This window comes from Mumia sp. ZJ430, assembly GCF_011751845.1.
Classification (GTDB): domain Bacteria; phylum Actinomycetota; class Actinomycetes; order Propionibacteriales; family Nocardioidaceae; genus Mumia.
The window spans coordinates 371920-385176 of the sequence record NZ_JAAHFK010000003.1 but is presented as its reverse complement, the minus strand read 5'-3'; the positions used below and the strand labels follow the sequence as shown (position 1 = coordinate 385176).

General features: G+C 72.6%; 11 protein-coding genes. 4 read left to right on the top strand and 7 right to left on the bottom strand.

The genetic code is table 11. The features are described from left to right. Positions 1-5: 5 nt before the first annotated feature. Positions 6-1829: a gamma-glutamyltransferase gene (gene ggt / locus HCT63_RS14055; protein ID WP_167005939.1), complete on the top strand. Its 1824-nt coding sequence runs from the start codon at positions 6-8 to the stop codon at positions 1827-1829. On the opposite strand, the gene allB is transcribed toward ggt, so the two are convergent. From allB to uraD, 4 genes are read right to left on the bottom strand one after another with little or no spacing between them, the layout of a single operon-like run. Next, positions 1830-3209, bottom strand: coding sequence for an allantoinase AllB (gene allB / locus HCT63_RS14050; RefSeq protein WP_167005936.1), 1380 nt, complete (start codon positions 3207-3209; stop codon positions 1830-1832). Positions 3210-3213: 4 nt separating this feature from the next. Then, positions 3214-4113, bottom strand: a complete 900-nt coding sequence (gene pucL / locus HCT63_RS14045) for a factor-independent urate hydroxylase (RefSeq protein ID WP_167005933.1) — start codon at positions 4111-4113, stop codon at positions 3214-3216. A 1-nt stretch (position 4114) separates the two neighbouring features. Further along, a complete protein-coding gene (gene uraH, locus HCT63_RS14040; protein WP_167005930.1) occupies positions 4115-4450 on the bottom strand; it encodes a hydroxyisourate hydrolase in 336 nt (111 codons plus the stop codon). Then, positions 4447-4980 (bottom strand): 2-oxo-4-hydroxy-4-carboxy-5-ureidoimidazoline decarboxylase, encoded by a 534-nt coding sequence (uraD, locus tag HCT63_RS14035; protein WP_167005927.1) that lies wholly within the window; start codon positions 4978-4980, stop codon positions 4447-4449. The genes uraH and uraD overlap by 4 nt, the downstream gene beginning before the upstream one ends. Positions 4981-5063: 83 nt before the next feature. Here uraD and HCT63_RS14030 point away from each other — a divergent pair, with 83 nt between their 5' ends. Both HCT63_RS14030 and HCT63_RS14025 read left to right on the top strand, forming a co-directional pair. Next, positions 5064-5570 carry a nucleotidyltransferase domain-containing protein gene (locus HCT63_RS14030; RefSeq protein ID WP_208322441.1) on the top strand — a complete coding sequence of 169 codons (507 nt, stop codon included), beginning with the start codon at positions 5064-5066 and terminating at the stop codon, positions 5568-5570. Continuing rightward, complete coding sequence (locus HCT63_RS14025) at positions 5567-5908, top strand: HepT-like ribonuclease domain-containing protein (protein WP_167005924.1); 342 nt, start codon at positions 5567-5569, stop codon at positions 5906-5908. Before HCT63_RS14030 ends, HCT63_RS14025 begins: the two co-directional genes overlap by 4 nt. A 30-nt stretch (positions 5909-5938) precedes the next feature. Here HCT63_RS14025 and HCT63_RS14020 read toward each other — a convergent pair whose 3' ends face one another. Further along, a complete protein-coding gene (locus tag HCT63_RS14020; RefSeq protein WP_167005921.1) occupies positions 5939-7189 on the bottom strand; it encodes an allantoate amidohydrolase in 1251 nt (416 codons plus the stop codon). Next, positions 7186-8403, bottom strand: a complete 1218-nt coding sequence (locus HCT63_RS14015; RefSeq protein ID WP_243843034.1) for an alanine--glyoxylate aminotransferase family protein — start codon at positions 8401-8403, stop codon at positions 7186-7188. Before HCT63_RS14015 ends, HCT63_RS14020 begins: the two co-directional genes overlap by 4 nt. Before the next feature lie 177 nt (positions 8404-8580). Between HCT63_RS14015 and HCT63_RS14010 the strand changes: the two genes are divergently transcribed. Then, positions 8581-11943: a DEAD/DEAH box helicase gene (locus HCT63_RS14010; protein WP_167005918.1), complete on the top strand. Its 3363-nt coding sequence runs from the start codon at positions 8581-8583 to the stop codon at positions 11941-11943. On the opposite strand, the gene HCT63_RS14005 is transcribed toward HCT63_RS14010, so the two are convergent. Continuing rightward, complete coding sequence (locus HCT63_RS14005; protein WP_167007139.1) at positions 11940-13208, bottom strand: isochorismate synthase; 1269 nt, start codon at positions 13206-13208, stop codon at positions 11940-11942. The two genes, HCT63_RS14010 and HCT63_RS14005, sit on opposite strands and share 4 nt — an antisense overlap. Positions 13209-13257 lie beyond the last annotated feature (49 nt).

Genomic DNA, 13257 nt, shown 5'->3' with positions numbered 1-13257 from the left:
GGATGATGAGCCCCCGCATCCTCACCGTCGCCGCCGCACTCACCCTCGTCGCGCTCGTCGGGACGCCTCCCGCCCAGGCCCACCGGCCCGCTCCGGAGCCACCGCCCCCCGTACCGACCCCCACCTCGTACGGCACGGGCGGCGCGGTCTCGTCGGTCGACGCCACCGCGAGCCGGGTCGGACGTGACGTGCTGGCCCGTGGGGGCAACGCCGCGGACGCCGCGGTCGCGATGGCGGCCACGCTCGGCGTCACCGAGCCGTACAGCGCGGGGATCGGGGGCGGCGGCTACTTCGTCTTCTACGACGCGAAGAAGCGCAAGGTCTCCACGATCGACGGACGCGAGACCGCGCCGGCCGGCATCTCGCCCGAAGATGCGTTCCTCGACCCCGCGACCGGGCAGCCGTACCGGTTCACCCCGGAGCTCGTCTCGTCCGGCGTCGCGGTCGGCGTGCCGGGCACGGTCGCGACGTGGGACGCGGCGCTGGCGCGCTTCGGCACCCGCAGCCTCGCCCGAGCCCTCGCACCGGCGACGGAGGTCGCGGCAAAGGGCTTCCCGGTCGACCAGACGTTCCGCAGCCAGACGCTCGACAACAAGGCGCGGTTCGCTGCTTTCCCGGACACCGCCGCTCTGTTCCTGCCCGGTGGCGACGCCCCGCAGGTCGGCACGACGTTCCGCAACCCCGACCTCGCCCGCACGTACGCCGCGATCGCGAAGCGCGGGCCGAAGGCCTTCTACGGCGGCGCGCTCGCCGAGGAGATCGCCAAGACCGTCCAGGCGCCGCCGAAGGACCCGGCCTCCGCGCTGCCCGCACCGGCGGGCTCGATGACGACCGAGGACCTCGCCGCGTACCGCGTCCGTCACCAGGCGCCGAGCAAGGTGAGCTATCGCGGGCACGACGTCTATTCGATGGCGCCGTCGAGCTCGGGCGGGACGACGGTCGGCGAGGCGCTGAACATCCTCGAGAACTATCGCCTGGGCGGCGGCGCGGACACGGCACAGAGCCTGCACCTGTTCCTCGAGGCCAGCGCCCACGCGTTCGCCGACCGCAACGCGTACGTCGGCGACCCGGCTTTCGTGGACGTGCCGACGAAGACGCTGCTCAGCCAGCGGTTCGCCGACTCGCGCGCGTGCGTCATCGATCCGACGAAGGCCGCGATCCGGCCCGTGGCGCCCGGCGCGCTCAGCGGCACCGGCTGCGGCACGGCTGACCGTACGGAGAAGCCCGACACCGAGAACGTCTCGACGACCCACCTCTCGGTCGTCGACAAGTGGGGCAACGCCGTCGCCTACACGCTCACCATCGAGCAGACCGGTGGCTCGGGCATCACGGTGCCGGGACGCGGGTTCCTGCTGAACAACGAGCTGACCGACTTCACCGCGGTGTACGACGCGGCTGATCCCAACCGCATCCAGCCCGGCAAGCGCCCGCGCTCCTCGATGGCGCCGACGATCGTGCTCGACGACGGCAAGGTGAAGTACGTCCTCGGCTCGCCCGGCGGTGCCACGATCATCACGACCGTGCTGCAGATCCTCGTGAACCGCATCGACCTCGGCATGACGTTGCCGGAGGCGGTCGCGGCACCGCGCGCGTCGAGCCGCAACGCGGCCACGACACCAGCCGAGCCGGAGTTCATCGACGCGTACGGGGCGGCGCTCGCTCCGTACGGGCAGCGGCTCGTCCCGTCCGGCGACGCGTTCACGTCGGCCGCGCAGATCGGGGCGGCCGCGACGATCGAGGTCGGCAAGCGCGGTGCGATGACCGCAGCAGCCGAGCCCGTACGACGCGGCGGTGGCACGGGCCTCGTGGTGCGCCCGCAGCGGCGGTAGTCAGCGCCGCAGGAGCCGTCCCCGATTCGGGCGCTTCTCCACCTCATCGCGGTCGCGCAACGGTGGAAAACTGCCCGAATCGGGGACGGGGCCTACCGGCTCGCCGCGTAGGTCCGTACGGAGGACGCGGCCGCGCAGGGTGAGCCCGTCGTATGCCGACAGCTTGTTCTTGTGCGCGAGCGCATCGGCGCGGACCTCGTACGAGCCGCCGGGTGACCACCAGACGAGGTCCGCGTCGTTGCCGACCGCGATCGCGCCCTTGCCCTTGATGCCGGCGATCCGCGCCGGGCCCGCCGACATCCACGCGCTGACCTGCGCGAGGCCGATCCCGCGCCGCGACGCCGCGTCCGCGACGGCCGCGAACCCGACCTGCAGCCCCGCGATCCCGCCCCAGGCCTGCTGGAGGTCGCCGTCGCCGCGGGCCTTCTCGGCGAGCGTCGTGGGGGAGTGGTCCGAGACGATGCAGTCGATGATCCCGTCGACGAGGGCGTCCCAGAGCGCGTCCTGGTTGCCGCGGTCGCGGATCGGCGGGCAGCACTTGTACGCGGCGGCGCCGTCCGGCACGGATGCGGCGTCCAGCACGAGATAGTGCGGGCACGTCTCGACCGTCAACGGCAGGCCCTCGGCCCGCGCCTCCGCGATCAGGTCGAGCGCACGCGCCGACGACAGGTGGACGAGGTGGGTGCGCGTGCCGGTCTCGCGTACGGCGTCGACGACACTCGCGATCGCGGCGACCTCGGCGCCGTCAGGTCGCGAGGCGACGAAGTCCGCGTACGCCCTGCTTGGCCGCGCCGACGCCGACGCGATCACGCCCGGGTCCTCTGCGTGGACGAGCAGCAGCCCGCCGAAGCCGCCGATCTCGCGCATCGCCGCCTGGAGCTGGTCGCCGTCGAGCGGCGCGAACTCGGGGACCCCGGAGTCGACCAGGAAGCACTTGAACCCGTACACGCCCTCGTCCCATAGCGCCTCCAGCGACCCCAGGCTGTCGGGCACCGCGCCACCCCAGAAGCCGGTGTCGACCCGCAGCTGACCGGCCGCGCACTCCCGCTTGAGCGCGAGCGCCGCCGGGGTCGTCGTCGGCGGGATGCTGTTGAGCGGCATGTCCACGAGGGTCGTGACGCCTCCCCGCGCGGCGGCCTCGGTCGCGGTCGCGAAGCCCTCCCACGCCGTGCGCCCGGGCTCGTTGATGTGGACGTGGGTGTCGACGACGCCGGGGAGGAGGTACGCGCCGCCCCCGCCCCCACCGTCGGTCGAGCCACCCCCATCGCCGGTCGAGCCTGTCGAGACCCCCACCACCACCCCGTCCCGCACGGTGATCTGCGCGGGCTGCAGCACCCCGTCGACGAGCGCCCGCTCCGCTCGGACGACATGGATGGCCATGGCCTCAGCAGAACCCGGCGGCCGAGGCCCACACCGCACCCGCAGGCTCGGCGCCCTCGCGCAGCACGCTCGCCTCGATCAGCCCGTACGGCTGGTCGGCCGCAGAGAAGACCTCGCCGGGGTTGTCGAGGCCGAAGGGCGCCAGGTCGACGAGGAAGTGGTGCTTGTTGGGCATCGAGAAGCGGATCTCCACCGCTTCCGGCACGGCGTCGAGCACCGCGCTCCCCATCGCGTACGCGGTCTGCTGCAGGGAGAGGGAGTGCGTGTCGGCGAACGCCTCGAGCATCGCGGTCCGCGCGGCGGCGTACGCCTCGTCGTACGCGACCGCTCCGCCGTACCGCCATCGCGCGGTCACCGACGTCGAGAGGATCCGGTCGGTCGCCTCGGGCAGCGTCGTGAAGCGGTCGCGCGGGAAGCCGACGAACTCCGACCCCGTCGACGCGAGCACGACGAGGTCCTTCAACCCCGCCAGGACCGTCGTCGCGTCGCCGTCACGGACCACGGCGGCCGTACGGACCTCGCCGCCGTCGCGCGTGAAGGCGTGGTCGTGCCCGGTGTCGCCCACCGCGATCCGCGACCACGCGTACTGCTCGGCCGTCCACCGACCGCCCGTGACCCACGCGAACGACCCCGTGAAATGGTCCGCGAGGCGCAGCAGGAACTCCTCGGGAGCCCCGATGCCGTCGCGGGCGAACGCATACACGGTGTTCTTCTGCGTGTCCGTCGCCACCACGTGCGCGTTATCGCCCGCCACGTGTGCCGCCTCGAAGTCGCCGGTCAGCTGGCTGGTGACCGACAGGTCGGCGAGCGCGTGGCGCGGCGTCGCGCGGTCCACGCGCAGCACCCGGACCTCGGCCTTGCCGTACCGGTTGGCGCCGAGCGCGTACGGGGGAGGCGGGCCCATCTCAGCTCCCTCGGTAGGTGGAGTAGGCGAACGGGCTGAGCAGCAGCGGCACGTGGTGGTGCTCGGGGGAGTCGACGACGAACGTCACCTCGACGACGGGGAAGTACGCCGGACGGTCGTCGCGGGCGAAGTAGGCGCCGGTATCGAAGGTGAGGCGATAGGTGCCCGCCGCGAGGTGCTCCGGGCCGAGGTCGGTGAGGCGGCCGTCGTCGTCGGTGGTCCCGACGGCCATGATCTCGACGACGCGCTCGTCGACGAGGCTGAGCGTCACGGCGACCCCCGTGGCCGGGCGGCCGAGCGCGGTGTCGAGGACGTGGGTGGTGACGTGGCTGGTCATGAGCCATCCTCCCGCGCGGCGTCGGTGGTGAGGGTCGTCGTTGTCACGGCGTCGCGCAGGCGCAGCAGCGCGATCTCGCGGAGCTGTCCCTTCACGACCTCGCGCTCGGTGGCGTCGTCGTTGCTGAGCCGCTCCTCGAGCAGCGCGAGGACCTCGTCGGCGTCGCGGCCGGCCGCCCGTACGAGGAACACGCGGTCGAACTGTTCCTCGTACGCCGCATTCGCCTCGCGCAGCCGAGCGGCGACGTCGCCGCCCGCCCGGACCCCGGACTGCTCGTGCGCCGACATCGCCGCCTCGGCCGCGGGACGACGGGAGCGTTCTCCGATGCGCGGGTGCTGGGCGAGCGCGTGCGTCACCTCGTCGTCCGTCCACGTGGCGGCAAGCGAGTCGGCGTACGAGAGCAGCGCGTCGACCGACTCGTACGGGCGATCGTCGACGAGCGCGTCGACCCACCGGGGGACGTCGGCGCAGGACGTCAGCGACGCGGCGAGGATGTCGCGCGGAGCGTCGTTGAGAGCGACGAGGTCCATGCCCACGAGCATGGCCCTCTCGTGCCGTGGCGCATCCCGTGTTGGACTCGCTCGACGGTGATAGCAAGTGCTATCGTTGTTTCGTGAGGTCATCGCTCGAGGAACGGTTCGCCCGGCTGATCGAGGCCGGCGCGCGTGCTGACCTGCTTCGGGACACGGCCCACGCGCTGCTCATCGATGCCGTGCACGACGCGGTCGAGGCCGGCGCCTCACAGCGGCAGATCGCCGAGCGGCTAGGGCGCTCACAGCCAGAGGTTTCACGCCTGGCGAAGCTTGCACGAGAGGAGTTCCGTGGAACGACGCGGCTCGGCCGGCTCGTGCGCGAGCACCGCACGGCGATCCGCCGTGCAGTCCGGGAGGCGGGTGCGAGCAACGCACGAGTCTTCGGATCGGTGGCACGCGGCGAGGACGACGAGCAGAGCGACGTGGACATCCTGGTCGACATCCCTGATGACTTCACACTGTTCGATCTCGGCGATCTGACGGTGCGTGTCGGAGACATTCTCGGGGTTCCTGTTGATGTGGTCCCCACTCGAGGTCTGAAGGGGAAGATTCGCTCGACCGCGTTGAATGAGGCGGCAACGCTGTGACTCGCGCGCCGTCGGAGCGGATCCGGAACGCGCTCTCGCATGTCGCGATCCTGCGTCAGCACCTTGAACGGGGCCCGATCGACGACCTCCTGATCTTCGATGCAGTGTGCCAGCGACTCGCTGCCAGCATCGAAGAAGTCATGGCGTTGCCGGAGGAGCTCGTGATTGCTGAGTTCGGCGCGCGGTGGCGCGGTATTCGCGCGACACGCAATGCGCTCGCGCACAACTACAGGTTTGTCGACCACCTCGCAGTCCGCCAGACGGTCAGTGACAACCTCGACGACTTCGAGCAGGGGCTCCGCCGTCTGCAGGTGACGATTGCGGCCGGGGGTGGATAGGGCGAAGCCCCTGTAGGGAGAGTCGGCTTCTCAGAACTCCGCCGCCACCGCCAGGACGGCGGCCTCGAACGCGTCGATCGCGAGCGCCACATCGTCCAGTCGCACCGCCTCGTCCGGGTGGTGCGAGATGCCGTCGCGACAGCGGACGAGCTGCATCGCCACCGGCGTCACCGCCGCCATCGCCATCGCGTCGTGCCCGGCGCCGCTGAACAGCACCGTCACCGACTCTTCGCCGGTCGTCGCGCGGATGCCTGCCGCGACGGCGTCCCGCAGTGCCGGATCCATCGCGACTGCCTGGGCGCGATGCGTCTCGACCGCCTCGAAGACCAGTCCCCCTTCGGTGCAGCGTTTCTCGACGGCGCTCGCGATCAGGTCCCAGGCCCGGTCGCGGTCGGCGTCGTGCTCGGCCCGCAGGTCGAGCGTGAGGTCGACGTGCCCGGGGACCACATTCGCCGCGCCCGGGTGCACCTCCAGCGCACCGACGGTGGCGACCACGCCCTCCGTACGGGCGATCCGCTCGACCTCGATCACGGCGTGGCTCGCGCCAACCAGGGCATCGCGGCGGCGCTCGTACGAGGTGCCGCCGGCGTGGCGCGCCTCGCCGACCACGCGCAGCGCGAAGCGCCGAGCGCCCGCGATCGCGCTGACGACGCCGAGCGGGCGGTCGGCGTCCTCCAGGGACGGGCCCTGCTCGATGTGCGACTCCAGATAGCCGACCAGCGACTCCGGCGGCCGGGCGGCCTCACCGACGCGCGCCGGGTCGAGCCCGAACTCCACGAACGCCTCGCGCAGCCTCACCCCACCGGCATCGACCTGCGCCCACCACGCCTCGTCCCAGGTCCCCGCGAGGCCGCGGCTCCCCGTCAGCGCGGCGCCGAAGCGGGTCCCTTCCTCGTCGGAGAAGCCGACGACCTCCAGCGCGAACGGCAGCGAGGCGACGCGTGCGTGCAGCCGCACGGCCACCGCGAGCGCGATGGCGACGCCGAGCGGCCCGTCGTACCGGCCTGCGTCGGGCACCGTGTCGAGGTGTGACCCGAGGAGGAGTGCGGGCAGGTCGGAGGTCAGCCCCTCCAACCGTCCGCACACGTTGCCGACGGCATCGACCCACGTCGCCATCTCCGTCTGCGCCATCCACGACGCGACGAGGGCGTTCGCCTCCGCATGTGAACGCGTCAGCGCGAACCGGTCGATCCGGCCCGACCGGGCACTCAGCGCGGCGAGAGCGTCGCAGCGTGCCAGTGCCGTACGGGCGTCGGCGAGCGCAGTCTCGGACGGCCTCACGTCGCGTACACCTCTCTGGCCGCGGCCACACCCGATCCCGGCGTCGGCGAGGTGCCCGCAGCTCGCAGCACCTGCTCGAGTGCCGCCAGCGTGGTGAGTACGGCGTCGTGGCGGGCGTTCCAGCCCATCGTGCCGATCCGCCAGACCTTGCCGTGGAGCGGTCCGAACGACGTCCCGATCTCGATGCCGAAGTCCTCGAGCATCGCCGTCCGCCCCGCGTCGCCGTCGACACCGTCGGGGATCTCGACCGCGACCACGTTGTGCATCTTGTGCCGCTCGTCCCCGAAGACCGCGAGCCCGAGCGCCTGCACGCCCGCCGTCATCGCCGAGCCGTGCAGCCGGTGACGCTCGACGGCCTCGGGCATCCCTTCCTCGACGAGCAGGCGGGCGCACTCGCGCGCCCCGTACAGCATCGTCGTCGCCTCGGTGTGGTGGTTGAGCCGCCGCGGACCCCAGTAGTCGAGGATCATCGCGAGGTCGAGGTAGTTCGAGCCGATCCGCGTCCCACGGTCCACGTCGCCGGCCTCGCGCAGTCCCGCCTCCACGTGCCGCCGCCCCTCGACGACCGCGACGGCGGCGTCCGACAGGGTGATCGGGGCGCTCCCCGACGGCCCGCCGAGGCACTTCTGCAGGCCTGCGGTCGCGACGTCGAGCTCCCACCCGTCCATCGCGAACTCGTTGCCCGCGAGCGACGCGGTCACGTCGACGTACGTCAGCACGCCGAGCTCGCGGCAGGTCGGCCCGAGCGAGGACAGCGGCTGGCACATCGAGGTCGACGTGTCTCCCTGGACGGTCGCCAGCACCTTCGGACGGATCCGGCGTACGGCGTCGACGAGCTCCTCCTCGTCGAACACCGTGCCCCACGGCGTCTCGACCACGTGCACCTCGGCGCCGCACCGCTCGGCGATCTCGCGCAGGAGGTGGCCGAACCTCCCGAGGATCGGCACCAGCACCCGGTCGCCAGGCTCCAGCAGCGAGACCAGCGCCGCCTCGATCCCGGCCCGCGAGGTGCCGTCGACGAGCAGCGTCGCGGCATTCGTCGTACGGAAGACCTCGCGGTAGAGCGCCCTCGTCTCGTCCATGGTGGCGAGCATCCACGGGTCGTACTGGCCGACGAGCTGCGCCGACATCGCTCGCAGCACCCGCGGGTCGGCGTTGACCGGTCCCGCGCCCATCAGCAGCCGCGGCGGCGGGGAGATCGGTGCAGCGGGCACGGTTCCTCCTCGTCCGGGATCGGGCCGACGGCGGGCGCGGCGTGCGTCGCCTCCCGTCAACTCTGACATCGCCGCGCCGACTCGCCCTTCGGAACGGGTGTGTGTCCGGGTCGACACACCGGGCCTCGCCTGTGGACGACCGGCCCGGTAGTCAGGGGCGCGACCTAGTCTTGACAGGTGCTGACCCTCGCCGACCTCGCCGACCTGGCACTGCTGCGTCGGCACATGGACGAGGGCACCATCGACCGCGGCAAGGCGTACGCCCGCGGGGGATACGTGATCGATCTCGACGTCGCCCGCAACCGCGACGGCTACGTCCTGCAGAGCAGCGTGGCGGGCAGCGGCGTCGCGACCTACCAGACCGTCGTCTCCGCGCGGCGCGACCACGACACGCCGATCGAGCTCTACACGGCGTGCTCCTGCCCGGTCAGCCACTTCTGCAAGCACGCGGTCGCGACCGTGCTGGTGGCCCATGCACGCGAGGTCGCGCCGACGTCCGCCCCGGCAGCACCGGGGTCGAGCTGGGAGCGGATCCTCGACGAGCTCGTCGCCGACGTCGACGAGGGCCCGTCCTCGCCCGGGCCTGACGGCCGCCGTGCCAGCGGCGAGCTCGCGCTCCGTTTCGAGGTGGCCCCGCGCCGCCACGACGAGCGACGGTTCGGCCGCGGCGCCCCGTCGTCCGCGCGCTCGCCCCTGCACCTGCGCCCGGTCACGCGCGGGCGACGCGGCGAGTGGATCAAGAAGGGCGTCGAGTGGCGCGACCTCGTCGTCGCCGACCCGCGCGACGGCCGGTACGTCCCCGAGCACGTCGACGTGCTCCGCGCCATCCACGGCACCCATCGAGCTCGGATGTCGTACGGGTTCGGGTCCGAGGACAACCTCCCGCTCGCCAAGCTCGGCGCCTCCCTGTGGCGGCTCCTGCGCGAGGCCCACGAGGTGGGGTTGCCGCTCGTCGCGTCAGGGTTCGCCGAGCTGCGTGTCGCGTCGCAGCCGGCGCGGCTGTCGATGGATGCCCGTGCCGACGGTGGTGGGGGAGCGGTCCTCCTCGCCGGTGCCGGGGTCGGCGGCTCGTGGGTCCCCGCGGAGGACGCGACGTTGCTCGGGTCGCCCGAGCACGGAGTCGCGCTGTGGGAGGGCGAAGGCGACGACGCCGTGGTCACGCTCGCCCCGCTCGACCGTGCGCCGACGGCCGCGGTGCGTGAGCTGTTCCTGACCGGCCGCACGGTCGCCGTGCCGCGTGAGGGCATGGCCGACCTCCTCCACACCTATCTCCCTCGCGTCCGCAGGCTCGTCGAGGTGACCTCGCGCGACGACTCCGTCCAGGTGCCCGAGCCACCCGCTCCCCACCTCGTCCTCGCGCTGACCTGGGTGGACGGCCACGAGGTGCGCCTGTCGTGGGCGTGGCACTACCGCTCCCTCGCGACGGGCCAGACCGTGCGCGTGTTCGCTCTCGACGAGGAGCCCGCCCCTTACGGCATGCGCGACGCCGACCTCGAGCGCATCTCCCTCGACCGCCTCGCGCTCGAGGACGACGCCGCCGTCCTGCTCCTCCGTACGACCACGGTGGGCCCCCGTCCGTACCCCGAGCTCGTCCTGCGCGAGATGGACGCGGTCCGCTTCGCCGAGGACGTCCTCCCCGGTCTCCGCGACCACCCCGCCTTCGAGGTCCACACCGACGGCCAGCCGCAGTTCCGCGAGGTCGTCGGCAAGCCCGAGATCCAGTTCACGTCGGCGCCCGCGCCCTCCGGCCGTACGGACTGGCTCGACCTCGAGGTCGTGGTCACGATCGGCGGCCGCCAGGTCGGGCTCGCGACGATCATCGAGGCGATCGCGACCGGCCAGGACAAGGTGCTGCTGCACAAGACCGAGCCCAAGGGCACCTACCTCTACGTGAGCGTCGACCATCCCGAGCTCGACGCGCTCGCGCGGATGCTCGCCGACGCCCGCGCCCTCGACGACCGACCCCGTGACGTCGCGACCATGAGCCTCGCCACGCAGGCCTTCGACCTCTGGGACGAGCTCGGTGAGCTCGGCGTCGTCGACGTCGAGGCGGCACGCTGGGTCGCGCTCGCCCGCACGCTCGTCGGCCAGGACGGCGTCCCGGACGTCGCGCCGCCGGTCGGTCTCAAGGCGACGCTGCGCCCCTACCAGCGCGAGGGCTTCTCGTGGCTCGCATTCCTCGCCGAGCACGGCCTCGGCGGCATCCTCGCCGACGACATGGGCCTCGGCAAGACGCTGCAGACCCTCGCGCTGATCGCCCACGCCCGTGAGCGCGAGCCCGACGCGCCGCCGTTCCTGGTGGTCGCGCCGACCAGCGTCGTCGGCACGTGGGCGAGCGAGGCCGCGACGTTCGCGCCCGACCTCGAGGTCCGTACGGTCACCGAGTCCGCCGCGCGGCGCTCCCAGCCGCTGAGCGACGTGGCGGCCGGAGCCGACCTCGTCGTCACGTCCTACACGCTGCTGCGGCTCGAGGTCGACGCGTACACCCGCCTCGCGTGGTCCGGCCGCATCCTCGACGAGGCGCAGGCGGTCAAGAACCACCGCGGCAAGACCTATCAGGCCGTACGCCGGGTCGAGGCGCCGTTCTCGCTGGCGATCACCGGCACACCGGTCGAGAACGACCTGATGGAGCTGTGGTCGCTCCTCTCGCTGACCGCGCCCGGGCTCTTCCCCTACCCGCTGCAGTTCGCCAAGACCGTCGCCCATCCGATCGAGAAGGGCGGCGACGCCGACCTGCTGGCGATGCTGCAGCGGCGGATCCGTCCGGTCCTCCTGCGCCGCACCAAGGACCTTGTCGCGTCCGACCTCCCGCCCAAGCAGGAGCAGGTTCTCGAGGTCGCCCTGTCGGCGCGCCACCGCAAGATCTACGACACCCACCTGCAGCGTGAGCGTCAGCGCATCCTCGGGCTTCTCGAGGAGGCCGGCGACGACGAGGTCGCACTGCGGCGTCACCGGATCACGATCTTCGCGGCCCTGACCCGCCTGCGGCAGCTCAGCCTCGACCCCGGCCTGGTCGACGCCGCGTACGACTCCGTCGGGTCCGCCAAGCTCGACCTGCTCGTCGAGCACGTGCGCGAGCTTGCCGCCGAGGGGCACCGGGCCCTGGTCTTCAGCCAGTTCACGTCGTTCCTGAGGCGTGTCCAGGATCGGCTGGAGCGTGAGGGCCTCACGACGTCCTACCTCGACGGCAGCACCCGTGACCGGGCTGCCGCCATCGACGGGTTCAAGGCCGGCGACCAGCCGGTGTTCCTCATCAGCCTCAAGGCGGGAGGCGTCGGTCTCACCCTCACCGAGGCCGACTACGTCTTCGTCCTCGATCCCTGGTGGAACCCCGCGGTCGAGGCGCAGGCCGTCGACCGCGCCCACCGGATCGGGCAGGAGTCGCCGGTCATGGTCTACCGGCTCGTCGCCACCGGCACGATCGAGGAGAAGGTCGTCGAGCTCAAGGCGCGCAAAGCCGAGCTCGTCGCGAGCGTCCTCGACGGTGGCGCGTCCTCCGGGGGCCTGACCGCCGACGACCTCGCCGGGCTCTTCGGCTAGGAGCCCTCGGTCCCTGCGAGGGCGTCGCGGACCGGGACGAGCTTGGCCTGCGACTCCGCGAGCTCGGCCTCCGGGTCGGAGTCGGCGACGATCCCGCACCCCGCGAACAGCCGGACCCGTGCTCCGTCGTACTCCGCCGAGCGCAGGGCGATGCCCCACTCGCCGTCACCGTCGGCATCGATCCATCCGACCGGTGCGGCGTAGCGGCCGCGGTCGAGCTTCTCGATCTCGTCGATGAGCGCGAGCGCGTCGGCGCGCGGGGTGCCGCCGACCGCCGCCGACGGGTGGAGGGCGGCCGCGAGGTCGAGCGCGGTCGCCGTCTCGCGCTCGGCGTCCACGACGCCCGCGACGTCGGTCGCCAGGTGCATGACGTTGGGGAGGTGGAGGACGAACGGTGCCTCGGGCACGTTCATCGACGAGCAGTACGGCTCGAGGGCGTCGGCGACCGAGCGCACCGCGTACTCGTGCTCCTCGAGGTCCTTGCTCGAGCGCGCCAGCGAGCCCGCGAGCGCGAGGTCACGGGAGTCGTCGCCGGTGCGCCGGATCGTGCCGGCCAGCACCCGCGAGGTGACGAGGCCGCGTTCGCGCCGTACGAGCATCTCCGGCGTGGCGCCGAAGAGGCGGTCGACGTGGAACGTCCAGCAGTTCGGGTACGACGCGGCGAGCCGTCGCAGCGGAGCGCGGACGTCTAGGGGAGCGGCGAGCTCGGCCACGAGGTCGCGTGCGAGGACCACCTTGTCGAGGTCGCCGGCCTCGATGCGGCGGACGGCCTCGGACACGATCGACTCCCACTGCGCGCCCGAGGTCGAGCCGTCGGCGAACGCGACGTCCTCGGGGGCGACGGGATCCTCGGTGGCCCGCAGCTGCGGAGCGGTCGCCAGCGCGGACTCGCGGATCGTCGTGACCCAGGCCGTGCCGCCACGGCGTCCGACGACGACGCTCGGCACCACGAGGACCGAGCTCCCGTCCGCGCGCCCGCGGGTGGCACCCGAGGCGTCGGCGAAGGCGAAGGACCCGAACGCCACGAGGCCGCTCCCGGCGACCTGGACCTTGTCGCGGACGACGGCGTGGGCGGAGATCTCGCGCCACCACGCGCTCGCGTCGGCGAAACGCTGCGCCCCGGTGGTCTCGACCCGGGCGGCCTCGCCCCACGCGACGAGCCCGTCGCCGTCGCGCACCCAGGCCAGCGCGCCGTCGGAGGGGAGCAGGTTCACGAGCGGGACGCCGTCCAGCGTGGAGGGGGCGAGCGGGACCGTCTGCGCCACGAGACGGAGCGGTCCCTGGAGGGGCACGACGGTGTCGGTCACGTCTGCC

What these genes read in the sequence shown, in the direction of transcription:
- ggt (WP_167005939.1), top strand. Translation starts at nt 6, where the DNA reads ATGAGCCCCCGCATCCTCACCGTCGCCGCCGCACTCACCCTCGTCGCG.
- allB (WP_167005936.1), bottom strand. Translation starts at nt 3,209, where the DNA reads ATGGCCATCCATGTCGTCCGAGCGGAGCGGGCGCTCGTCGACGGGGTG.
- pucL (WP_167005933.1), bottom strand. Translation starts at nt 4,113, where the DNA reads ATGGGCCCGCCTCCCCCGTACGCGCTCGGCGCCAACCGGTACGGCAAG.
- uraH (WP_167005930.1), bottom strand. Translation starts at nt 4,450, where the DNA reads ATGACCAGCCACGTCACCACCCACGTCCTCGACACCGCGCTCGGCCGC.
- uraD (WP_167005927.1), bottom strand. Translation starts at nt 4,980, where the DNA reads ATGGACCTCGTCGCTCTCAACGACGCTCCGCGCGACATCCTCGCCGCG.